Genomic DNA, 22697 nt, shown 5'->3' with positions numbered 1-22697 from the left:
CGGCTTCTGAGGGAGGGCTCTGGCGCTCCGGCTTGCCTAGAGCTTGCCAACCGGCCATGGTCTGCGTCCATCTGCTGGACCGAAGAGAGCGGCTCCGGCCGCCTCCAAATCGCGAGGATGGGCGTCGGAGTAGATGCTCAACGACATGGCTGGATCGTGGCCGTGCCACGCTGCGACGATGTGGACCGGGATCCCCGAGGTGAGCATCAGGGACACCGACGTGTTCCGCAGGCCCTTCAATGGGATTCGGCGCAGTCCGGTGCGCTTGCGAATTCGCTGAAACTCGGCGGAGTACCAGTCGGGCCGGACCGGGTTTCCGTTCTCGTGCACCGCGATCAGCCGATCGTCGGACCAGGATGCGCCCATTGCCAGGCACTCCGCTTTCTGCCGGGTCTTCAACGCGCGCAGCGCGGCCTTCAGGTCTGCGGGCGGCGGAAGATCGCGACGGCTGCGGCGAGACTTGGGCAGGTTCTCCTCGGTCTCTCTGCCGATGGCGACCCGCCCCCGGCGCACCCGCAACGCGGTGGCATCGAACCGGTGCCACCGCGCGCCCAGCACTTCCGAGCGGCGCATCCCGTAACACGACATCAGCCAGCACGCGGCCAGGCGTTCGCCGGCGATCGCGGCTCGGAAGACCTCGACCTCGGCCATGGTCCATGACTTCGCGTTCGTTTCGTCGTCATCGTTGTCGGTGATGTCGTCGGCTGGCCGGTCCACCAGCGCAATGACGTTGCGCGGCAAGGCACCCTGATCGACATAGGACTGAACCATCATGCTGAAGGTGGTCAGCATCGACCTGACGGTGACCGGCTTGACGCCCCGAGGCGCCACGGCGGTGACCGGCGGTGGTGCCAGGACGTAGACGGCCCGTCGAGGGCGGGTCACCCGGCCTGCCCGGACCAGGCCGGCGAGACAGTGATGTACGTCCCTGCCGAACTCGGTCTTGAGTTCCGCGGTCGAGATGCCTTCCGGGTGGCGCGCTATCAGCGCTGCGACCTGTGACACCAGGCTGTCGGGACGAGGTTGCCTGGGGGAGCGCCTTCCCTCGGTCAGCATCCACTCCACGAGAGCGTCCCCGTCGTTCTTGGTGAGTTGCGCCAGCTTCTTGGTGCCGAGTCGGCGGCGTACCGGCTTCAGGTCTTGGCGGCAGCGCTCGAGTGAGTTCCGCCGGATTCTACGACGATCGGCCAGCCACTGGTCGCACGCTTCGTCGACGGTGATGTCAACGAGCTTGGCGTAGGTTCCGCGTGCGACTTCTGTTGTGATCCGACGATATTCGCGCCGTGCCTCGGCCAGGGTTCGATAGGTGGACTGCTGTCGGTTGCGTGTGCCGTCAAGTTTTGTTCCGATGTCGACCTGGAAGCGATAGGTCACCGTGCCGTTCTTCGCGATGTGCTTGTTGATCGGCTCGGCCCGGCGTTTCCTTCTGGTCGGCGGTTGTGTGCCGGGCATACTGGGCCTCCTCTGTGCGGGTGGATTGCTGGAGTAAATCGGCGGTGTCGACTCAGGCTGGCGACCATTCGAATGAACAGCCGGAATCGGCGAACTGCGTTTGGCTGCAAGCATTTCGGAGCCCGAAGGCATCGACGATACGCAGAAGGGGTAGGAGTGCGAGCGCACCGAACACGCAAGGTCGTGTGCCGTTGTTTCGCCCCGCAGTCCGTCCGTGGGGACAGATATGAGGCCGCAGGACCATCGTTCGACCGAGCGGAAGTGAGACCTTCCCGTTGTCCAGACGCAGGATCAGCACTGCGTGGTGCACGAGCGCGGCGGCGGATGGTGGAATGCTGCGTCGGCCAGTCGAGAAAGCTCTACCGTGTGCCGATGTCCGGTTCGTCCTCGACACGTAGTGCCTCGCGAATCCATCTGGACGGAATGCGCACTCGGTGGCCGACCCGAATGGCGGGTAGCTCACCCGATTTGACGGCGGCATAGACGGTGGAACGTCCGATCCCGAGGAGTCTGGCCGCGTCAGGTATCGATATCGTCGGCTCGCCCAGCAGGCGTCGCAACGCTTCTCTCGCACCCGTGTCGGTGGTATCGCGTTGCATACGAGGTTGTTTGGACATAATAGGCTCCTGACAGGCTTGTTGCCGGTCAGTCCCTCGCGACCTTCAGGATACCGTCCGGTTCTGTCGGTGGCGTATGACCTGCTGCGCTGCCGATGGGGAAAGGTTGTCGCTCGGCGGAATTCGCGAAGCCACCCTGCGTTGCCACGCGGCGATCACATCATGCCCGTTCGCGACACCGGCCCCATGTAGTTCACCCGGCGCCCTTCACCCTTCTCAACGGAGTCGCAGCACCGAGTCAGGGCGCTCACGAGTTCGAACTGGTTCGAATCAGCAGCGCGACAGGGAGAATCGGCCGGCTTCCCGGGCGGTTACAGCTGCCGTTCGGCGACTAGAAGATCAGGTTGTCCGAGGTGAGGTCGAGCAACCAACGCTCCACTGCCCGGGTCGGGAATTGATATCCCGCTGGCTTGCTCAGACAGGATGTAGCGATACCCGGCGGCACGCTCGGAACTGTTTCCGGTTGGCTCATACCCCAGAGGTCGCAGGTTCAAATCCTGTCCCCGCTGCTGCGAAAGGCTGTCCTGGCCAACAGGTTTCAGGACTGTCTTTCAATCTTTATGGAGGTTGGTGGCATCGCCGTTGGCATCACGCCGAAACGGTCATCGCGGTCAGCCTCGGAAAGCTCAGTGAAACATATGTCTACCAGGTGCTTTCCGTTGGACAACCTGGGACGGATGGGACTGTGATCGTTGGGTTGCCAGCCCTGTGATCGCACGACCTCGTCGGCGTCGCCGGGGAGTCCACGTAGCCCATGGTCGGTTGCCGACGAGAGCGGTTGTGACGGTTCGAGTCCGCGGTGTGGCACGTACAGCATCTACAACAATGCGTACCCGTCGTGAGCTGCGGACTTCCGCCGATTTGCCGGTAGCCCGGCGGATTTATCGGCGGTTATCGTCTTCTGGAGGGGGCAGATGTGTCGACCAGAATTCGAGGTCGGTCATTGTTTGCACGAATCGATGTCCCGGGCTCGAAACCCGGCCGCGGCTCCCCCCTCCAACGCGGCCTCAGCGAAACCCGACTGGTATCCGCTCAACACCCTTCGGCGGTGCCGGCGCCGGCGAGCTGTTCGTGAATTTCGGCGTCACCCGTCAGCGGTTCCTACAGATGGTGAGCGGGGCGCTGGGTCCTCGTGCAACGGACAATCGGAGTGCACGTGGCCTGAAGAGGTACCTGTTGGAGGCACTGACCCGGGCGTGGTGGGCTGGTCCGGACGCGGGTTCGGCGTCCGGGGTCCTCGTGTAGCGACCGAGGCTCCGTAACCCGGCTGCGGTAACGGGCCGGTCCGGCAGCGACCTTCATCGACGTCTCGAGCCAGCCGGTGACTTCGGCGGTCATGCAACCGGGATCAATAAGACGTTCGCAGCGCCGAGCCACCCGGGGCACCGGCATCTGTTGCTGGTCGGCACGGTCAATGAGTCTGTCGTTCGGCGTCTTCTACAACCCAGGCCGCGATTTGTGCGCGGGACGTGAATCCGAGTTTGGTGAGTATGTGCTCGACGTGGCCTTGGGCGGTGCGTTGGGAGATCACCAGTTTGGCGGCGATCTGTTTGTTGGTGAGGCCTTGCGCGATGAGGTCCGCTACCTGGTTCTCACGCTTGGTGAGAGCCACGCCCGGACCCGATGCGGGCACAGTGTCGGCAGGTTTCTCACCGAGTGCATAAGCCACGGCATCGTCCATCCCCATCGCCCGGCCTTTGCGGAATGCCGCATCGAATCCGCGGGCGCCCAGGGCGGATCGCGTTGTCTGGACGCACTCGTCGTGATCGTCCAGCATTGGGAGGATAGGCGCAGGATTACCCACGGACCGCTGTAGTCCCTCTGTGGCTCCCATCAGTACGGCTGCGCGCTCGGCGTCACCGTCGGCGCCGGCAACCCAGGACAACACCTCGAGACTCATCGCGGCAACGAGCGTGCTACGCATTGGCCGGTTGATTCGCAGCGCATCCTCGAGCAGTTCGATCGCCCGCGATTGTTCACCTTGCCGCCAGGCGGCAACACCCAGGCCCCACAACGCGCTCGATCGGAAGACCGATTCACCACACGCTTCGGTGACGGAAAGTATCATCCGGTGGCACTCGATCGCCTGTTCTGTATCACCGGCCAATGCGTGCACCGAACCGAGCACGGATAGTGCGGCTGTGTAAAGGAATCCTTGCCGATTCGAGCTGAACAGCTCGACGGCACGTTCCAAGGAGGAGACCGCCAGAGCAAGCTCACCGCGATACAGCGCCACGGCGCCGTCGGCGTAGGCGACCAGCGCCTCGGTCATCGGGGTGGGAACCTGTTCGGCGAGCACGCGTCCCTCCTCGGCAAGGGCAGCAGCAGCCGACAAGTCGCCCTGCAGCACTGCCAGAATGCAGCTGGCATGAAGCCCCTTGACACGGTCAGATACGGATTGCCGGGCAGGGTGGTCGAGGAGCCGGTCGATCCAGCGGCGACCTTCGCTGTACAGACCTCGGAAACTCCAGAACATGAACAGGGCGGCGGCCGTCCGAAGTCCGGCTTCGGCCGCCTGCTCGCTGTCTTCGGCCAGGCTGTATTCGAGCGCGTCACGCAGGTTGGGTAGTTCACGCTCGAGCCTGGCGGAGCAGTAGGGCTGCCGGTCGCTGATCCATTCGGCTTCAGCGTCCAGCGCCAACTGCTCGTACCAGTCGCGGTGCCGACGCTGTAACTGCTGTTCCTCGCCGGACTCCCGCAGCTTCTCTCGGCCGTAGTCGCGGACCATCTCCAGCATCCGGAACCGCACCACGCGGTGGGAGTCATCGCGGATCAGAATCGACTTTTCCGCCAGCGAGGACAGCACATCGAGCGGATCCTCAGGAGCCAGATCGGCGCCGCACACCTGTTCGGCAGCATCGAGTTCGAAGCCGCCGGCGAACACCGACAACCGGTCCCACAGCCGTTGTTCGACCGGGCTGCACAACTCGTAGCTCCAGTCGACACACCACCGCAGGGTCTGCTGGCGTGTCGGCGCGCTGCGGCTGCCGCGGGTCAGCAGCGCATACCGATCATCGAGCCGCGCCAGGATCTGCTCGGGCGACATCATGCGCATCCGCGCAGCCGCCAGCTCGATCGCCAGCGGCAACCCGTCCAGGCGTGCGCAAATCCGGGCCACGATGGCCTTGTCCTCGTCGCAGAGTTCCAGACCCGGCACCACCGTGGCCGCGCGGTCGGCGAACAAGGTCACCGCGTCGTAGCGGGACAGACCCCGCTGCGACAGTTCCTGATCCAGGTCCGGCACCGCCAGCGGCGGCACCGGCAAGACCGCCTCTCCGGCGATATCGAGCGGTTCGCGGCTGGTGATCAGGATCCGCAGGTGTGGGCAGTCCCGCAACCAAGTCTCGACCAGCTCCGCCACCGCGGCCACCACCTGCTCACAGTTGTCCAACACCAGCAGCGACTCCCGCACCGACAGGAACTCCTCCACCACCTTCGGCAATGGCCGCGCCGAATCGTCGCGCAACCCCAGGGCCGCTGCTACCGCATGGACCAGCAGCGACGGATCCGACACATCCGCCAGCTCGACCAGCCACACCCCGTCGGCAAACTCCTGGCGCGCGGCCTCCGCCGCCCGCAGCGCGAGCCGGGTCTTGCCCACCCCGCCGATCCCGGTCAACGTCACCAACCGCGCGGACGACAGCAGATTCCTCACGTGCGCCAGCTCGGTGCGGCGGTCGACGAAACTGGTCAACTCCGCCGGCAGACCGCCGGCATCGCGCGAAAGCGCTGACGCCGGTGGACCCCACCCCGGCGTGACGGGCTTGCGGCGTTCGCGGGCCCGATCGGCCTGCAACGCCATCTCCTCGACGGCGAACCCGTAGCGGCGCTGCGCCTGCCGGATCATCTCCCCCAGCGCCGCCGCCGAGGGCCGCTCGCGCGGGTCGCGGCCCATCGCCGCCGCGACCACCGCGGAGACATCCTCGGCGATGCCGTGCTCGCGCAGGTCCGGCACCGTCTGGGTGGTGATCCGCAGGAACTGGGTCACCACGTTCTCCCCGCTGCGTCGCTCGAACGCCGCGTGCCCGGTCAGCGTGCAGAACAAGGTGGCACCCAGCCCATAGACATCCGCGGCCGGGGTCGGTGCCTCACCCTCGAGGACCTCCGGGGCGGTGAACGCCGGGGAACCGGTCAGGGTGCCCGCGGTTGTCTGGAACCCGCCGGCGATGCGGGCGATGCCGAAGTCGGTCAGCGCCGGCTCGCCGTAATCGGTGAGCAGAATATTTCCCGGCTTCACGTCGCGGTGCACGATGCCGAGGCGATGGGCGGTCTCGAGCGCCCCGGCGATCTTCACCCCGATCCACAACACCGTCTCCGCCGGCAACGGACCCTGCCCGCGGATCCGTGCTTCCAGGGAGTCCAACGGGTGATACGGCATCACCAGATAGGGATGTCCGCTCGCTGTGGTACCCGCCTGCAACATCGTCACGATGTTCGGATGCCCGGTCAGCCGGCCCATCGCCCGCTGCTCCCGGAAGAACCGCGCCCGGTTCTCCGTGTCCAACTCGGTGGTCAGGATCTTTACCGCCACCGTCCGATCCAGCTCCGGCTGGGTACAGCGAAAAACCACACCGAACCCGCCCCGCCCGATCTCCTCCGCATCCTCGAACCCGGCCGCGGCCAACTCCTCCGTGATCGCCATGGAAGCGTCACGAAGCGTCCGAAACGGATCATCCTCGCCCATCAGTTGCGCACCATCCGCCAGAATTCCAGCAACGAGCAACACCGGCTAAATCTTCGTTACTGAACCAGCGTATCCCCACTGAACATCGACGACTGAGACTATGGGAAGACCCTGGCAAACTCGGATTCGAGCAGTCGAGCACGGCGGAACGATGGGCAAGATCCGGCTACCACCAACTGGGTGATGAGGTTTCGGTCGTTAGGCGCGGACCCCGGACGTCAAACTCGCACCCTGGAGCCACTGGCCTGCGATGCCCAAGCCAGTCGCTCCAGCAGGTGCCTCTTCAGACAACTACTCCAGGAGACAGGGCTACTTGGCGCGGGCAGGCGCCGGTTTCCGGGTCTGGGAGAGCGAAAACCGTTGCGCTTCACTGGTTCAGTCTGTCAGCGCGGCCACGACGATCTCCTCCGGAGCCTCCCAGTTCATCATGTGGCCTGCGCCGGCGATGAACTTGATCTGGGCATTCGGGGCACGCATGTAGATCAGCTCGGCATGCCATGACGGTGTCGTGCGATCTCGGGTGCCGGACAGGATCTGCAGGGGTAGGTCGATCTGCTCGAGGCGGCGAGCGATCGACTCCTGGCGGACCATGGTGATGCATGGCCCGACCGTTGGCGGAATGGCCGCAAGCGACTGCCGAGTGGCTTCGACAAGGTCGGCGGAGGCGAAGGGTCCGAGACTCCTGGTGGCGAGGTAGCGCCCGGTGCGCGGTTGTGCCGCCAGAAACTGGGTGAAGCCCAATCGGATCATCGGCGTATGCAGCAGCGCGGCGCGAGAGGCCTTGCGTGACATGCCGGTGATCGGGCTTACCAAGACAGCACGGCGAAATCGGTTTCGGAACGTCTTGTCGCTCAGGAGGCCGAGGGCGATGAAATTTCCCATCGAGTGGCAGACCAGGGTGGCGTCGGCGATATCGTAGGCGGTCGCTACAGCGTGGAGATCGGCACGCAGTTGCTCCGAGCCGAATCCGTCTCTGCCACAGGATGATCGGCCGTGCCCTCGATGGTCGTACGCGATGACTCGTCGGTCCGCTGCAACCAGCCTCGGTTGTACGAGGGACCAGCAATCCGACGAGACACCGAATCCGTGGACCATCAGGATGTCATCACCTACACCGGCTTCGACGGTGTGCAATCGGGTGCCGTCCGGTCGTCTGATGATACCCGCGGCGCCGTCCAACGTCCGTAGCAGATCGGACAGGGGTGGCTTTCCTGTCGAGCGCTGGACGGGCTCCGGGTTCACACTCATCTGAGGACTCCTTCTGATGTCAGGACTGGGGACGGACTCCGAGTACGTTGTGGAACAGCGCCTCCCGGAGCGCGAGTTCTCGTGGGTCGTTCCAGATGTGAAAACCCATGCGGTTCATCACGTACGCGAAACCGATACCGGTGTCGGGGTCGGCGAAACCGAATGAGCCGCCCGCTCCCGGGGTTCCGAATGCCCGCTGCGACGAGCCGAAGATAAACTTCGGGAACGGCTTCATGAATCCCAGCGAGAACATGGTGTCGACATGCAATACCTTGTCGCGCAGGCCGTTTGCGGGGGTCGACGCGGGGGTCGCCAACGCGTCGATGACCGCAGGCGTCAAGCCGAGATAGGCATCGCCCGTCGCGGCGCTGCCGTACAGCTTGGCGACCGCTCGTGCTGTCCCGATGCCGTTGGCCGCGGGCATTTCCATCACCCGGAGCTCTTCGTTGTTGTACTCCTCGAGGAATTTCACCCCTGGCGCTGCGATGGCGCGCGTCGAAAGACTGCGCGGATTGAGCAGGGCCATGACGAGTCGTGGCGGCATCGCGTTCATATTCAGGAGCATCTCGGCCCGAGACCAGCAGTGCAGCTGCGCTACCCGATCGCGGTCCACCGAGTCCGGCAATCCGATGTAGAAATCGAGGTCGAGAGGCTTGGCGATCTCTTGAGCGAAGAATTGGCCGATAGTGCGTCCGGCTGGATCCGCGTGGCGAATGAGCTCCGATTCGTACCAGCCGAGCGTGACCGCGTGATACCCGTGATTACTGCCAGGGGTCCACGCGGGGGCCTGGGCGGCGATCTTCGCCGACATCGCGTCGGGGTGCGCCACGTCGTCGAGCGTAAGCGGAAGGTCGATCGCGGCCAGTCCTGCTTGATGGGAAAGAAGCTGCCGGACGGTGATCGACCCCTTCCCAGCCTGCGCGAACTCCGGCCAGTAGTCGGCAATCTTCGCGTCATAGTCGATGAGACCGCGGGAGGCTGCGACCGCGACGGCCAGCGAGGAGATGCCCTTCGTCGTGGAGAAGACAGGGACCACGGTGTCGCGTTCCCACGGCACCCGGGTGTTTCCGTTCTGATACCCGCCCCAGAGATCGACGACCTTCTTGCCGTTGCGGTAGACCGCGATGGCGGCGCCGACCTCCTGACCGCTGGTCAGATTGCGGCGGAAGACGTCGGCGACCTTCCCGTAGCCCTCGTCGACGTCGCCGCCGATGGTGTCGGGTGAGGCTTTGATTTTCAGGACCATGGCACTACTCCGTGTCTACTTTCCCTCTCATCACAGGATGAGAGTGAGCCGTTACTGACTCAATGTCAATATATGTAGCATGTGCGTTGGTGAGCGACCCCCGGATTCGGTGGCGCTCCCCGTGGATTCCCCAGACTCAGAGGAGCCGTTTCATGCGCGCAGTGCAGCTGACAGCGCCAGGTCGTATCGCCATCCAGCAGGTTCCGATCCCGGAACTCGGGCACCGGGATGTGCTGGTCAGGGTTGCCGGAGCTGGCCTGTGCCATTCGGATCTGCATGTGCTTCGGCATCCGCGGTACGCGCTACCGATGACGCTCGGTCACGAGGTGGCCGGCTACGTCGAGTCCACTGGACCGGATGTCAGTGAGTTCGCCGGTGGCGAAGACGTGCTGGTGTACCTCGTCTGGTCGTGCGGCACTTGCCGACCCTGCCGCGAGGGCCGAGAGAATGTCTGTGCCGCCCAGAAACGGGGTGCAGTGCCTCCCGCTCCAGGATTGGGACCCGACGGTGGCATGGCCGAGTACATCAAGGTCGATGTCCGCTACCTCGAACGTCTGGGAGGCGTTTCGCCGCTCCTGGCGGCGCCCCTCGCGGACGCGGGCCTCACCTCGTACCACGCCATCGATGATGTCCGGCATCTGCTCACGTCGGGCTCCAGCGCTGTCGTTATCGGGGTTGGGGGATTGGGGCATGTGGGACTCCAGATTCTCCGGGCGGTCACCGGCGCACGGATCATCGCCGTCGACAATTCCCAGCCCCAGTTGGACTTGGCCCGCGCGTTGGGAGCCGATGCGGCGCTGAACAACTCGCAGGACGTCGCCCGTGCCGTTCTCGAATTTACCGATGGATACGGAGCCGACGCGGTGTTCGATTTCGTCGGTCTGCAAGCAACCGTCGACCTGGCTTGCCGTGTCGTCGCGCCAGGGGGCGCGATTCGGTTGATCGGGCTGGCCGGCGGGACGCTGTCGTATGAGACCGCCGGTGTGACGGTTCCCTGGGGCGTGGATGTGAAGCGTTCGTACGCTGGAACGCGCGCTGATCTGCGAAATGTCATCGAGCTCGCGCGGCAGGAGAAGATCCGGATCGAAACCCGGACATACAAACTCGACGACGCACAGACAGCATTCGATGACCTCGCCCGCGGATCGATTGTCGGCAGAGCGGTGCTTGTCCCGTAACCGGGAAGGTGCGAGGCGGCCGGGAAACTGGCCGCCTCGCCTCCTGCTCTGCGCGGCTCTCGAGATCAGCTGAACTTGAGGCTCTCGAACTCGCCCGACGCCCGCCACTGCTCGATATACGCGAAGAATGCCGCAGTACCCGCCGGATACCCCACGATGGACGGATCAGCCTGCTGTCCCTCCATATTGTAGTAACCCGGCGTGCATTCGTCGGCGCCCCACGAAGCTCCCTGGGCGAGATGCAGTTCGACCCACGCGTCCTGGGCCTCCTGAGTGTTCTCGACCTCACGGTAGCCATTGCTCACCGCATGACCGACGACCGTCCCGATCGTTTTGGCGGTGTCATTCCAGCCGCTGGTGGCGTTGAGGCCGAAGAACGCCGCCTGGGCGAGCTGGACGATGAAGAGGTTCGGGAAGTTGTGAACGTGCATGCCGTGCAGCGTTTTCGTGCCGTCGGCCCATTCTTGCGCCAGCGAGACCTTATCCCGTCCGATCACCTCGAAGGTCAGGCTGCGGAGGGTGCTCAAGGCGTGTTCGAATCCCGAGGCGTAGACGATGCAGTCGACCTCGTACTCGATGCCGTTCGCGACCACACCCCGCGAGGTGATCCGTTCCACGCCTTTGCCATCGGTGTCGATGAGGTGGGTATTCGGGCGGTTGAACGAGGGCAGATATTCGTCATGGAAGCAGGGGCGCTTGCACAGCTGGCGGTACCACGGCTGGAGCCGGGCCGCGGTTTCTTGATCCTCGACGATCCGGCCGATCCGGGCCCGGATCTCTTCCATCGCCGCGTCGTCCACGGACTCGATCGCAGTGATCATCCGTTCCAGCGAGAACTCTTCCGGAGGCACCGAGTGGATCGCGGACCGAATGCGTTGCGCGATGGGGTAGAAACCGTTGTCCTCCAACAGATTCTTCACCTCGACGTCGGGACCCGGGCGCCCGAAGATGCCTTCCCAGTTCGCGACGTAGTTGTCCTGGAGACGTTGCTGCCACCCCGGAGTCGCGATCGACTCGAACCAGTCGGGATCGATGGGGGCGTTGTTTCGGGCGTCCACACCCGAGGGTGTGCGCTGAAATACGAAGAGTTCACCCGCATCTCGGGCCAGCTTGGGGATGACCTGGACACCGGTCGCTCCGGTTCCGATGACAGCGACCACCTTGTCGGCGAGGTTCTGCAGCGGAGCTCCGTCCGGGGTGCCGCCGGTGTACTCGTAGTTCCATCTGCTGGTGTGGAAGGACTCTCCCGTGAAGTCCTCGATACCCGGTACGCCGGGCAATTTCGGCACGCAGAGCGGGCCCAGGCCCATGCCGAGGAACGATGTGGTGAATCGGTCGCCGCGGTTGGTGATCACGAGCCAGCGGGAGTGTTCCTCTTCCCAGACGACCTGTTCGACCTTGGTGTGGAACAATGCGTTGTCGTACAGTCCGAACTGTCGTCCGATGCGCTGGCAGTGTTCGAAGATCTCCGGGCCGTGCACCCACTTCTGGCTCGGCATGTAGCCGGTCTCCTCGAGCAGGGGCAAATATACCAGCGCGGGGGTGTCGCACATGACGCCGGGGTAGCGATTCCAGTACCAGGTTCCGCCGAAATCACCGGCGGTGTCGATGATTCGAACGTCGGAGATTCCGGCCTCGTGGACGCGGGCGCCTGCCAGCAGACCCGCGAAGCCGCCACCGATGAAGGTGAAGGTGACATGGTCGGTGACGGGTTCCCGTTCAACCACCGGTGTGAACGGGTCTTTCAGGAGTTGGTCGCCGAGGTGGTGGAACTGGGCGTTGCCGTCGGTGCGCAGACGCTTCGAACGCTCTTCGGCGTATTTGCGACGCAGCGAGTCTCCATCGGAGGGAACGGTGCTGAGGGGCGTTGACATGCGACTACTCCATGGTTGAGCGATTCCGCGTGCCGTGGACATGCATCGACAGCGGAATTGTGAATTGTGAAGGGCGAGGCAGGGATTCGACCGCCTCGTGAATATGCGGCGCGCCGCTGGTGCGATTGCGCGCCAGAATCGATCAGTCCGCGATTACCGCGCGCACAACGAGCTCGGGAGCTTCCCAATTGAGCATGTGCGCCGCACCGGGCACGACCTCGATGTGTGCGTGGGCGGCACGCGAGACGATGAGCTCGGCATGCCAAGCCGGTGTCGTGCGATCGGCGGTGCCGGTCAAGATGTGAAGGGGCACTTCTATTTTCGCCAAATCACCCTCGACCGATTCTCTCCGCAGAAGTCCCAGATATGGGCTGGCTGACATCGGCACGGTGGTCAACACGATTCGCGTGGCCTCGAGGACATCCTCGGATACGTTCGGGCCGAGGCTCGCTGCGGCAAGGGAGCGGCCGACGCGCGGCCGCCGCGCCAGGGCCTGGGCGATGCCACGCTCGATCAGCGGGCCCTGGAATCGGGCAACCGGTGCGCCCTTGCTCGAGTGGCCGGTTACTGGGGCGACCAGGACCGCTCGGCGGAACCGCTGGCTGAATCTCTTGTCGGCAAGCGACCCGAGGCCGACGAAATTGCCCATCGAATGGCAGACGAGCGTGCCGTCGGTAATTCCGGTAGCGTCCGCGACCGCCTGTAGGTCGTCGAACAGTTGGCGTGACCCGATTCCCGCGCTGCCACATGATGATCGACCGTGCGCACGCTGGTCGTAGGCGACGACGCGCCGGCCCTGCTCGACCAATGCCGGTTGCACCAGCGACCAGGAATCGGCTGAAACGCCGAATCCGTGAACGAGTAGGACATCTGGGCCGGTGCCGTTTTCGATGACATGCAATTTGGTGCCATCCGGCCGTTTGATGACGCTTTTTGATCCGGCCAAAGGTCGTAGCAATTCTGATAGGCCGGGGCTGGATTTGGCAGCGGGTTCGATATTCGGATTCATCCGATCAACTCCTTGCGGATGCCACACCGACGGGAAGCCGATTGTTCTGTGTTGGCTCGCACAACGTGTGGCAAGAATGACTTGAGTCACATGTGAGTGTACTGACCGTATGACAGTTAATCAAGGATCAATCCCGCTGCTGCCAGCCAATTTTCAGTTGGATACTGACAATGTGTCGGTCAATTGGAGGTCTTTGCTGGTTGTGTTATCGGTATAGGCGCGGCCGATCGCGGTGATGGAGGCCATGGAGGAGTAGTTGCCTCCGGCTGCCGGAATCACGGCGAGCACCGGTGTGGTGACGCCGGCGTCGGCGTAATCCTTTACGCGGGAGGCGATCTCGGTGGGATTACCGTAGAGGAATAGCTCATCGATGAGTTCATCGGGTATCGCAGCCAAAGCGGCTGCTCGCTCGCCGGCCTGCCACGCCCGCCACATCTGCGCCAATTGATCGCCGCGGCCCAGCCAGCGGTGAAACTCCGCATAGACCGGCACGTTCAAATAGGCCGCGATGGCCCGGCGCGCCGCAGCTCGCACGGCCGTCACGTCTTCGCTCGGAATGACGAAAAGTCGTGCCACGATCTCCGCGTCCGGGTTCGCCGCATGAACATATGGTGCGACCTGCCGTACGTCGGCAGGGGAGAGCCAGTTGACGATCGCGCCGTCCCCGACGGTGCCCGCGAGCCGGAGCATGCCGGGGCGCAGCGCGGCCACCATGATCTTCGGCTGCCGGCGCGGGGCGCGATCGAGCCGAAACCCGCTGATGCTGAAGCTGTCACAAGACATGTCGACCCGCTCGCCGGTCAGGGCTCGGCGTACGAAGGTCGCCACATCCCGCACGCGTTGGTACGGCGCCTCGAAACGCAGGCCGTTCCACTTCTCGACGATTACGTCGGAGCTGGTGCCGATACCGAGCACCACCTCGCCCTGTGCGATGTCGGCCAACGCCGCAGCTGACATCGCCATGAGTCCGGGGCTGCGGGTGTACGCCGGGACGATCGCTGTGCCGAGCCGAAACGAGGGGTGGCTGACCGCGGCACCGACGAGCGGGGTGAAGGCATCGGCACCCGATGCCTCCGATGACCACAAATCGCTGAATCCGCTGGTTTCGATCTCGCCGAGGTGATCTCGTTGCCGTGCGAGCTGAATGCCGTCGAGTGGGATGGTCAAGCCGAGTCTGCCCATGGGGGTTCTCTTTTCGTGCTGTCCGGCCGCGGGAACAGCGACCGGGAGTCTGGTGGTTGCTCGCCGATCAGCTTGCGGATTGTTGCAGGTAGGCGGGATTGGCAACCGCCAGCCTGGCGGTCACGCCTGTACGAATCGCTCGCAGGACATCAGGGTCGTGTGCGTCGATCGAACCGCACCGAAGAGCCTCGGCCAGTTCCCTGTCATTGGCACAGCCGAGCAAGGAAAGCTGTTTCTGCCGTTGTGTTTTCGCTGGCGCCTGACGAATCTCACGGCGCGCGATGGCGACAGCGTTTGCCGCTACCTTCGCCAGAAACCGCTGCCTGGCCTCGCTGTTCGGTGCGACCTGAGTGGTGAGGAAATCGTGGACGGCTTCGAGCAGGGCGTCCGCATCCGGGCGGTCGCTGTCCGCATCGCGCTCGTCATCGAGAGGATCCGTCAGGATGTCGGGTGCGGGGACGGACTCGGTCAACCGAAGCGCCAGCAGGATGTCGTGCTCCTGCTCGCATACCCGGCGTCCGAGCACCGCGTATTCGATCGATCGGTCGTCGCCGGAGAAGAAGCGCTCGGCCTGTAGGCGGCACAGCACCGCCCACCGGACCGTGCCGAAGACCTCCCACCAATGCAGCTCGTCGTCGTCCGGTCGGATCCCGGATACATCGGCGTAGGCCGCGAGCAGGTCCTGTCGCGAGCCGAATCCGCCTACAGGATGGGCATTGCCGAAGCGCCACGCTTTGACACACAGCCAGCCCAGATCTTCGATCGGGTTGCCGAGGTGCACGAGCTCCCAGTCGAGCACGGCGCGTACACCCTCGGGGCCGACGATCAGGTTGCCGTTGCGGAAGTCGCCGTGTACCACCGTGGCGGGCCGCTCCGGAGGTCGATGCTGGGCCAGCCATTGCAGGCCGAGCTCGATCGCCGGGCGCGGTTCGTCGAAGGCGCGGTAGATCGTCACCAATTGCCGGAGCGGATCCTCGGCGGAGAGTCCGGGGACCGAATCGGTAGGGATCGAATGGATTTGGGCGAGTATTCGCCCGAACTGCGCGGGTAGTCCGGGACGCACGGCCGCGTACCGATCGTCGCGCAGAAGTCGGCGCGGAACGGTTTCGCCCTCGATGCGGTCCATGAGGATGTATGCCTGAGACGCTGCAGCACCACCACCATCGTGGCCGTCGCCGTAGTCGATGACTCGGGGCACCGGTACGCCGGAGGCGGCCGCGGCGGTCAACACGCGCGCCTCACGCGCCATCTGTTCGGGGTCGGGCCGGCCAGGCGGGTCGCAGCGCAGCACGAATGGCCTGGGGCGTTCGCCGATCGGAGCTGCATCCAGCGACCAGGTGTGCCTGCTGGCACCGCCGGACAATCGGCTCAATCCTTGCACGACAGCGGGTTTGCCCCAGATCGCTGAGAGACATGCCTGCAAGCTCGCGGTCAGTTCGGCGGTTTCGTGACTCATGGCTGTCCGGCCTGTCCGCCTCGATATCCCACCGCGTTCCGGGAGATCACCTGGTACTGCTCGATCAGTTCATCGAGGTCGAGCCGACCGCCGATTCGGTACCAGCCCGCGACGGAAGTACATGCTGTGACAACGTATTTCGCAGCCATTGCGGGGTCCGGTGTCACGAACAGGCCCTGTGTCACACCATCCGTGATGACGCGGTCGAACATTCGCTGCTGAGTGTCCCGCTTGGCTACGACGACCGCCAACCGTGGAGGTTCGAGGCTGCGGAGTTCGGCGTTTCCGATAGAGCTCCACGGCCCATACCCGGCATGGGCTCGGACGTGCGCAGCGACCAGCGCATCCAGGCGATCGACGGGGTTGGCGGGTGCGTCGTAGAGTGCCTGCTCGCTGACTGCGAGCAGGCCGTCCATCCCGCGGTTGATGATCACGTCCAGCAAGCCCTGCTTGGACTCGTAGTGGTTGTAGATCGAACCGGCGCTGACATTCGCCGCTTGCGCGATATCGCGGACCGACGTGCCGTGGTAGCCGCGTGTCGCGATCACCTCGATCGCGGTTTCCAATATTCGTGCCGCGGTGGGGTCGTCGTCCGCCTGGACAGGCTGATACTCGACCGAAGCTCTGAACATTCGTTCACGCTAGCAAGCCGTGAGTGGGGCGGCAAGAGGTAGTCAACCGCATCTAGCTCTTGATTTCCTCGAGCTCCGGTGGTTTTCTCGCTCTGAACGATCGTTCAGAGCGAGGAGAGCTTGTGTCCACTACCCACGACACCGATCCGTCGATCAGCGAAGCGACGAAGTCCCTGCTGCGCAGCATCGACGAGTTCATCGAAGCCGAGATCGAATCCCTGCAGCGGCAGGACGACAACGACCGGTTCTTCGATCACCGCCGGGAATGGGCGCGTACCGACTTCGACCATGGCGGCCTGCCGCGGCAGGACTGGCAGGACCTGCTGCGCGAAATGAAGCGCCGCGCCGACAAGGCCGGGTTCTATCGCCACGACCTGCCCGCTGAACTCGGTGGCAACGACGCGACCAGCCTGGAAATGTCCATCATCCGTGAGCATCTGGCGCGGCGCGGCCTCGGACTGCACAACGATCTGCAGGACGAGTCGTCGATCGTCGGCAACCACCCGACGGTGCGCCTGGTCTGGACGTTCGGCACCGACGAGCAGAAGGATGAACACTGCGAAGCCGGCATTGTCGGTGAGGGCGGCCTCGCCTTCGGACTGACCGAGCCGGGCCACGGTAGTGACGCGACATGGATGGAAACCCGAGCGGTACGGCGGGGCGGGGACTGGGTCATCAATGGCGGAAAGCGCTGGAACTCCGGCCTGCACGCCGCGTCTCACGATCTTGTCTTCGCGCGTACCTCGGGAGCGGACGGAAGCGCTCGGGGCATCACCGCGTTCATCGTTCCGGTCGACACCCCCGGGTTCCGGATCGACGGCTACCGGTGGACGTTCAACATGCCCACCGATCATGCCGATGTGACGTTCGAGAATGTTGTCGTCGGCAACTCGGCGATCCTCGGCGCAGAGGGCGAAGGGCTGGTGATCGCGCAGCAGTTCGTCCACGAGAACCGAATTCGCCAGGCCGCCTCCAGTCTCGGTGCCGGCGAGCACTGCATCGACTTGTCGGTCGCCTACGCCCGGGAGCGGGTGACCTTCGGTGAACCGCTGGCGCGTCGTCAGGCGATCCAGTGGCCCCTGGTCGAACTGGCCACCGAGGCGGAAATGCTGAAGGCGCTGATCCGTAAGACCGCCGGCGAACTCGATACCCGCGACCATCTCGAGATCAGTGACCGGGTGGCGATGTGCAACTACCGGGCCAATCGATTCTGCTGCGCGGCCGCCGACCGGGCGATGCAGGTACACGGAGGCATCGGCTACAGCCGACACCTGCCGTTCGAGCACATCTACCGTCACCACCGCCGATACCGCATCACCGAGGGATCCGAGGAGATCCAGATGCGGAAAGTGGCGGGGTACCTGTTCGGCTTCACCGGTGCCGGTAAGTACTGAATTCTTTTGGGCGAGAAGAAGGTCGAACCATGAATACCGTTCGCACACAGCGTATGACCATCAGCGATCAACTGGCGCGGCACGCCGGAAAGATCCCTGAGCGGGTGGCAGTGCGGTTCCTCGCTCCGGACGGCGCCCGCGATCGCACCTACGCTGAGCTCGACGAGCGCGTCGGCCGGCTGGCCAATGCCCTGCTGGAACGAGGGGTCCGGCAGGGGGACAGGGTCGCGGTCCTGACGATGAACAACATCGAAGCACTGGAGGCATACTTCGCGTCCGCGCGCATCGGGGCCATCACCGTCACCGTCAATTTCCGTTTGGTAGCCGACGAGGTCGCATACATCCTCGAAGACAGCGGTGCTTCCGTGATCGTGGTCGATGAATCACTCGCACCGCTGGTCGCCAAGGTGCACAGCAGGATCCCGTCGCTGCGGCACTGTCTGGTGGTCGGAACGCCGGGCGCCGCCGAAACCGGTTGGGAGGCTTACGAACACGCCCTCTATTCGGCCTCGCCGGACGAGGTGCGGATCGACGTGGACGAGCACGCTCCGGCATTCATCATCTACACCTCGGGTACGACCGGGCGCCCGAAGGGAGCCGTGCTCACGCACCAGGGCCTGTTCGTCATCGCGACCAGCTTGCTGATCCATCTGGGAGTGCCGACCGACGCCCGGGTGTGGCTGGTTGCCCTGCCGCTGTTCCATATCGCAGCCGTGGCCGGGATCCTGCCGTCGATCCTGCGTGGCGATCGCCTCGTGCTGGCACCGATGGGGGCCTTCGACGCCGCCGCCGCGGTCGACGTGCTCGAGCGGGAGGCGATCAACGTGTGCTTCTTCGTTCCGGCGCAGTGGCAGCTGATCTGCGACGCGTCGGACACCGCAGATCGCGACCTGTCGGCTCTGCGAGTAATGGCGTGGGGAGCGGGGCCCGCCGCCCCTGCACTGCTGCGACGGATCATGAGCACCTTTCCGGATGCGTTGCTGTACAGCGCTTTCGGAATGACGGAGACGACCGGGACGACCACGGTTTTGATGGGGGAGGACGCGGTGGAGAAGATCGGGTCCGTGGGAACCCCGATGCTCAATGTGGAAGTACGCGTCGTTGACGCGGAGATGAGGGATGTCGCGGTCGGCGAGGTCGGGGAGATCGTGTACCGCGGACCGACCGTGATGAAGGAGTACTGGAACAAGCCCGACGCGACCCAGGTAGCGTTCGAAGGAGGCTGGTTCCACTCCGGAGACCTCGTGCGCCAGGACGAGGACGGCTACCTCTATGTAGTCGACCGGCTCAAGGACATGATCATCTCTGGTGGCGAGAACATCTACTCGGCCGAAGTCGAGAACGCGATCGCGGACCACCCGAAGGTCGCCGAGGTCGCGGTGATCGGTGTGCCGGACGAGAAATGGGGTGAAGTTCCGCTTGCGGTCGTGGCGGCCCGTGAGCCTGACGAGACGCCCACGGCCGCAGAGATCGAGCAGTGGTGCCGGGAACGTCTGGCGGCGTACAAGGTTCCGAAGCGGACGTCGATTGTCGCCGCGCTGCCGCGTAACGCCAGTGGGAAGGTGCTGAAGAACCAGTTGCGGACGCAGCTGCAAGGTTCCTGAGCGCCAGCGTCTTTCGACGGCGGGGAGTCCGAACCTGGGTTCGGGGTCCGGATGTACCTTTCACGTCCGGACCCCGACCCCGTCAGTTCATTCGGACCATACTCGGTTGATATCGGTTGCCGCGGATGGCGGAGGTGTCGGGACTCCGCCGGGGGTTCGTGAGAACCTCGGCGCCGGAGCATGCTGAACGACGCCGTCGATCTCGATCAGGCTGTTGCGGGCGACGATATGGGCGTTCTGTTCAGCCTCGGTCAATGTGAGAACGGGGGTGCAGCAGGCATCGGTGCCGTCGAATATCGCGGCCCACTCGTCTCGTGTCTTGGTCTTGAACTTTTCGGCGAAGAGCTTGCGCAGCTCGTCCTGGCCGGCCGGATCGGTCTGTTCGGGCAGGCTGTCGGCGTCGATCTGCAAGCCTCGCAGTAGTTCGGTGTAGAACTGAGGCTCGATCGCGCCGACGGCCATGTACTTGCCATCGGCGGTCTCGTAGGTGTCGTAGAAGGCCATGCCGGTGTCGAGCAGGTTGGTGCCGCGTTCATCGGACCACCCACCCATACCTCTCATGCCCCAGATGATGTGCGAAAGAGCAAGCGCGCCATCGGTCATGGCGGCGTCGATGACCTGGCCCTTGCCGGAGTTCTGGCGTTCCACCAGCGCGGCCAGGATGCCGAAGACCAGGAACATGGAACCGCCGCCGAAGTCGCCGACCATGTTCAGTGGCGGTACGGGGCGTTCGCCCTTGCGGCCGATGGCGTTCAGCACACCGGTGAGCGAGATGTAGTTGATGTCGTGTCCGGCGCGGTCGGCCATCGGGCCGTACTGGCCCCAGCCGGTCATGCGGCCGTAGATCAGGCGTGGATTGCGTTCCAGCGCCGTGTCGGGGCCCAGTCCCATGCGCTCGGTGACGCCGGGCCGGAAGCCCTCGATCAGCACATCGGCCTTGGCGATCAGGGCGAGAGTCTTCTCGATGTCGGCCGGATCCTTCAGGTTGGCCTCGACAATGGTCCGCCCGCGCCACTGTGGCCGCTCCGTGGAACCGGGGAACTGCCCCGGCCGCTGTACGCGCACCACATCTGCACCCAGATCCGCGAGTAGCAGCGCGGCGTGCGGCGCGGGGCCGATGCCGGCCAGTTCAACGACCCGGACGTCCGCAAGCGGGCCTCGTTGTGCGGTGGATGACGTGTTCACGCCTGCCCTCGGCTTTCGTCTGTTACAAATTAATAGAGTGAACACTCAATATAATAGGAGTAATCGGCCAATGCGTATCGGACTGGGCATCAACTACGCGGGCGGCTTCAGGGAAGTCGCCGCTGAAGTCGCAGACCTGGAGCAGGCAGGACTGGATATCGTGTTCGTCCCCGAGGCCTACTCGTTCGACGCGGTCAGCGGCCTCGGCTACCTGGCGGCCAAAACCCAACGGGTACAGCTGGCTTCGGGCATCCTGCAGCTCTTCACCCGTACTCCGACGCTGACTGCCATGACCGCGGCGGGACTGGATTATGTATCGGATGGGCGGTACATCTTGGGAATCGGTGCGTCCGGTCCGCAGGTGATCGAGGGCTTTCACGGCGTGCCGTATGACGCGCCCATCGGCAGAGCCCGAGAGGTGATTGAGATCTGCCGCAAGGTGTGGCGACGTGAGCCGCTGGAGTTCGCGGGCACGCACTACACCATCCCGTTGCCGCCGGGAGCGGGCACCGGGTTGGGCAAGTCGCTGAAGCTCATCAATCACCCAGTGCGCGAACGTATCCCGGTTCTACTGGCAGCGTTGGGGCCGAAGAATGTAGAGCTGGCCGCAGAGCTGGCCCAGGGATGGCAGCCGCTTCTCGTGCTGCCGGAGAAGGTCGATGCGGTGTGGGGAGCGGCGCTGACCCGGGGCAAGGCCAAGCGCGATCCGGCCCTCGGTGAACTCGAAATCTATGCCAGCCCGGCGCTGGCCATCGGTGACAACGTCGAACCGCTCCGGGAGCAGGTGAAGCCGCACCTGGCGATGTATGTCGGCGGTATGGGGGCGAAGGGCAAGAACTTCTACCACTCGCTGGCCACCAAGTACGGCTACCGAGCTGAAGCCGACCGCATACAGGAGTTGTATCTGGCGGGCAGGACCGACGAGGCGGCGCGTGCCGTGCCCGACGATCTCGTCCGCGACATCTCACTGATCGGTTCAGCCGGATTCGTGAAGGAACGAGTCGACGCGTTCAGGGAGGCCGGAATCACGGTCCTGAACGTCACACCCATGGCGTCAGCTCCCGGAGAACGTGTGAAGCTGATCGAAAAGCTCCGGGACATCATCTAACTGGTGATTTCGATCGTTCCGGGTCGGCAGGCGTTGGCGCGACGACCCGGAACGAGCGCGGCATCTTCGACAGGTGTCAGGTAACCAATCCTGAAGCTGGCCCCAGGCCCAAAGTAAGGCCGCCTGAAGCCATCGAGGTCCGTTTGTCCTGGGCGGTAGCCGGGTTGGCTATCTGTTCCGCTTCCTTGGAAGTGGAACAACCCGACGCCGCACCGAACACGCCGCGGTCGGTGATCGGACACCAGGGCGAAGCGGAACGGCATTCGTTCCGGAAATCGTTCCACCGAAGATGTTCCGAAAGGCATGTACGGCAGCGAATTCCGATATTTCGGGTATGGCGAACGCACCACAGCATCCGGTCGGCGGACTCGAACTCGGCTACGCCCGAGTCTCGACCACCAAGCAAAGCCTGGAACGCCAACTCGACGCCCTCACCGCCGCAGGCCTGCCAGATGAGCGGATCTACCTCGACAAGAAGAGCGGGGCGGTCGTCGACCGGCCCGGACTGGCCAAACTGCTCGACGGCGACACCATCGTGGCCTACACACTCGACCGGCTCGGCTGGAACCTGTGCGAGGTGAAATCACGAGCAAGACCGGCATCCCGAAGACATCACTGCACCGCTACTCCACGCTGGCGACCGAACAAGAACAGTGATCGCGGTGGCTACTTGGCTGAACAGGGCTTCATGTACCAGGTGACACGACCGTGAACGGCACTCCTATTAGGTCGTTTCGGCCGCGCGGGTGCGGGTGGCGGTCGGTGTCTCGCCGGTGTGCCTGCGGTAGATGCGCCGGAAGGCCGCCGGATCGGCGTAACCCACCGCGC

16 protein-coding genes are annotated in these 22697 nt (G+C 64.3%); 5 read left to right on the top strand and 11 right to left on the bottom strand.

The genetic code is table 11. The features are described from left to right. Window positions 1–36 precede the first annotated feature (36 nt). The 5 genes from ACFXIV_RS42430 to ACFXIV_RS42410 all read right to left on the bottom strand — a co-directional run bounded on the left by ACFXIV_RS42430 (window position 37) and on the right by ACFXIV_RS42410 (window position 9247). Window positions 37–1566, bottom strand: a complete 1530-nt coding sequence (locus ACFXIV_RS42430; RefSeq protein WP_379421439.1) for a tyrosine-type recombinase/integrase — start codon at window positions 1564–1566, stop codon at window positions 37–39. A gap of 245 nt (window positions 1567–1811) precedes the next feature. Beyond that, window positions 1812–2051, bottom strand: coding sequence for a helix-turn-helix domain-containing protein (locus tag ACFXIV_RS42425; RefSeq protein ID WP_379402681.1), 240 nt, complete (start codon window positions 2049–2051; stop codon window positions 1812–1814). A gap of 1429 nt (window positions 2052–3480) precedes the next feature. Next, complete coding sequence (locus tag ACFXIV_RS42420) at window positions 3481–6753, bottom strand: protein kinase (protein WP_379402623.1); 3273 nt, start codon at window positions 6751–6753, stop codon at window positions 3481–3483. 375 nt (window positions 6754–7128) lie between these two features. Beyond that, on the bottom strand, window positions 7129–7995 hold the full coding sequence (locus tag ACFXIV_RS42415) for an alpha/beta fold hydrolase (protein WP_379421438.1): 867 nt from the start codon (window positions 7993–7995) through the stop codon (window positions 7129–7131). Between the two features lie 25 nt (window positions 7996–8020). Continuing rightward, window positions 8021–9247: a serine hydrolase domain-containing protein gene (locus tag ACFXIV_RS42410; RefSeq protein ID WP_379402621.1), complete on the bottom strand. Its 1227-nt coding sequence runs from the start codon at window positions 9245–9247 to the stop codon at window positions 8021–8023. A gap of 62 nt (window positions 9248–9309) precedes the next feature. Here ACFXIV_RS42410 and ACFXIV_RS42405 point away from each other — a divergent pair, with 62 nt between their 5' ends. Beyond that, window positions 9310–10425: an NAD(P)-dependent alcohol dehydrogenase gene (locus ACFXIV_RS42405; protein WP_379402620.1), complete on the top strand. Its 1116-nt coding sequence runs from the start codon at window positions 9310–9312 to the stop codon at window positions 10423–10425. A 65-nt stretch (window positions 10426–10490) separates the two neighbouring features. Here ACFXIV_RS42405 and ACFXIV_RS42400 read toward each other — a convergent pair whose 3' ends face one another. From ACFXIV_RS42400 to ACFXIV_RS42380, 5 genes are all read right to left on the bottom strand, one after another. Then, the gene (locus ACFXIV_RS42400; RefSeq protein ID WP_379402619.1) at window positions 10491–12299 is read right to left on the bottom strand and encodes a flavin-containing monooxygenase; all 1809 of its coding nucleotides are present in this window, start codon (window positions 12297–12299) and stop codon (window positions 10491–10493) included. Between the two features lie 142 nt (window positions 12300–12441). Beyond that, the gene (locus ACFXIV_RS42395) at window positions 12442–13398 is read right to left on the bottom strand and encodes an alpha/beta fold hydrolase (RefSeq protein ID WP_379421437.1); all 957 of its coding nucleotides are present in this window, start codon (window positions 13396–13398) and stop codon (window positions 12442–12444) included. 63 nt (window positions 13399–13461) lie between these two features. Beyond that, window positions 13462–14490, bottom strand: coding sequence for an LLM class F420-dependent oxidoreductase (locus tag ACFXIV_RS42390; RefSeq protein ID WP_379402617.1), 1029 nt, complete (start codon window positions 14488–14490; stop codon window positions 13462–13464). Window positions 14491–14557: 67 nt separating this feature from the next. Continuing rightward, window positions 14558–15946, bottom strand: coding sequence for a phosphotransferase family protein (locus ACFXIV_RS42385; RefSeq protein ID WP_379402616.1), 1389 nt, complete (start codon window positions 15944–15946; stop codon window positions 14558–14560). Next, the gene (locus ACFXIV_RS42380) at window positions 15943–16578 is read right to left on the bottom strand and encodes a TetR family transcriptional regulator (protein WP_379402615.1); all 636 of its coding nucleotides are present in this window, start codon (window positions 16576–16578) and stop codon (window positions 15943–15945) included. The genes ACFXIV_RS42385 and ACFXIV_RS42380 overlap by 4 nt, the downstream gene beginning before the upstream one ends. Window positions 16579–16700: 122 nt before the next feature. Here ACFXIV_RS42380 and ACFXIV_RS42375 point away from each other — a divergent pair, with 122 nt between their 5' ends. Together ACFXIV_RS42375 and ACFXIV_RS42370 are read left to right on the top strand one after the other, a co-directional pair. Then, entirely contained in the window at window positions 16701–17972 is a 1272-nt protein-coding gene (locus tag ACFXIV_RS42375; protein WP_379402614.1) for an acyl-CoA dehydrogenase family protein, read from the top strand. A 29-nt stretch (window positions 17973–18001) separates the two neighbouring features. After that, entirely contained in the window at window positions 18002–19576 is a 1575-nt protein-coding gene (locus ACFXIV_RS42370) for a long-chain-fatty-acid--CoA ligase (protein ID WP_379421436.1), read from the top strand. A gap of 87 nt (window positions 19577–19663) precedes the next feature. Here ACFXIV_RS42370 and ACFXIV_RS42365 read toward each other — a convergent pair whose 3' ends face one another. Next, window positions 19664–20761 carry a CaiB/BaiF CoA transferase family protein gene (locus tag ACFXIV_RS42365; protein WP_379402612.1) on the bottom strand — a complete coding sequence of 366 codons (1098 nt, stop codon included), beginning with the start codon at window positions 20759–20761 and terminating at the stop codon, window positions 19664–19666. 70 nt (window positions 20762–20831) lie between these two features. On the opposite strand from ACFXIV_RS42365, the gene ACFXIV_RS42360 reads away from it, so the two are divergent. Further along, the gene (locus tag ACFXIV_RS42360) at window positions 20832–21869 is read left to right on the top strand and encodes an LLM class F420-dependent oxidoreductase (RefSeq protein WP_379402611.1); all 1038 of its coding nucleotides are present in this window, start codon (window positions 20832–20834) and stop codon (window positions 21867–21869) included. Between the two features lie 334 nt (window positions 21870–22203). Then, on the top strand, window positions 22204–22581 hold the full coding sequence (locus ACFXIV_RS42355) for a recombinase family protein (RefSeq protein ID WP_379402610.1): 378 nt from the start codon (window positions 22204–22206) through the stop codon (window positions 22579–22581). The last annotated feature ends 116 nt before the right edge of the window (window positions 22582–22697 follow it).

The sequence above is a fragment of the Nocardia sp. NPDC059236 genome (assembly GCF_042754085.1).
Lineage (GTDB): Bacteria > Actinomycetota > Actinomycetes > Mycobacteriales > Mycobacteriaceae > Nocardia.
The sequence above is the reverse complement of the archived record's forward strand: the minus strand, read 5'-3'. Positions and strand labels throughout refer to the sequence as shown.

Excerpts from the sequence above, each read along its gene's own strand:
- ACFXIV_RS42430 (WP_379421439.1), bottom strand. The coding sequence starts at position 1,566 with ATGCTTGCAGCCAAACGCAGTTCGCCGATTCCGGCTGTTCATTCGAAT.
- ACFXIV_RS42425 (WP_379402681.1), bottom strand. The coding sequence starts at position 2,051 with ATGCAACGCGATACCACCGACACGGGTGCGAGAGAAGCGTTGCGACGC.
- ACFXIV_RS42420 (WP_379402623.1), bottom strand. The coding sequence starts at position 6,753 with ATGGGCGAGGATGATCCGTTTCGGACGCTTCGTGACGCTTCCATGGCG.
- ACFXIV_RS42410 (WP_379402621.1), bottom strand. The coding sequence starts at position 9,247 with ATGGTCCTGAAAATCAAAGCCTCACCCGACACCATCGGCGGCGACGTC.
- ACFXIV_RS42405 (WP_379402620.1), top strand. The coding sequence starts at position 9,310 with ATGTCAATATATGTAGCATGTGCGTTGGTGAGCGACCCCCGGATTCGG.
- ACFXIV_RS42400 (WP_379402619.1), bottom strand. The coding sequence starts at position 12,299 with ATGTCAACGCCCCTCAGCACCGTTCCCTCCGATGGAGACTCGCTGCGT.
- ACFXIV_RS42390 (WP_379402617.1), bottom strand. The coding sequence starts at position 14,490 with ATGGGCAGACTCGGCTTGACCATCCCACTCGACGGCATTCAGCTCGCA.
- ACFXIV_RS42385 (WP_379402616.1), bottom strand. The coding sequence starts at position 15,946 with ATGAGTCACGAAACCGCCGAACTGACCGCGAGCTTGCAGGCATGTCTC.
- ACFXIV_RS42380 (WP_379402615.1), bottom strand. The coding sequence starts at position 16,578 with ATGTTCAGAGCTTCGGTCGAGTATCAGCCTGTCCAGGCGGACGACGAC.
- ACFXIV_RS42370 (WP_379421436.1), top strand. The coding sequence starts at position 18,002 with ATGAATACCGTTCGCACACAGCGTATGACCATCAGCGATCAACTGGCG.
- ACFXIV_RS42360 (WP_379402611.1), top strand. The coding sequence starts at position 20,832 with ATGCGTATCGGACTGGGCATCAACTACGCGGGCGGCTTCAGGGAAGTC.
- ACFXIV_RS42355 (WP_379402610.1), top strand. The coding sequence starts at position 22,204 with ATGGCGAACGCACCACAGCATCCGGTCGGCGGACTCGAACTCGGCTAC.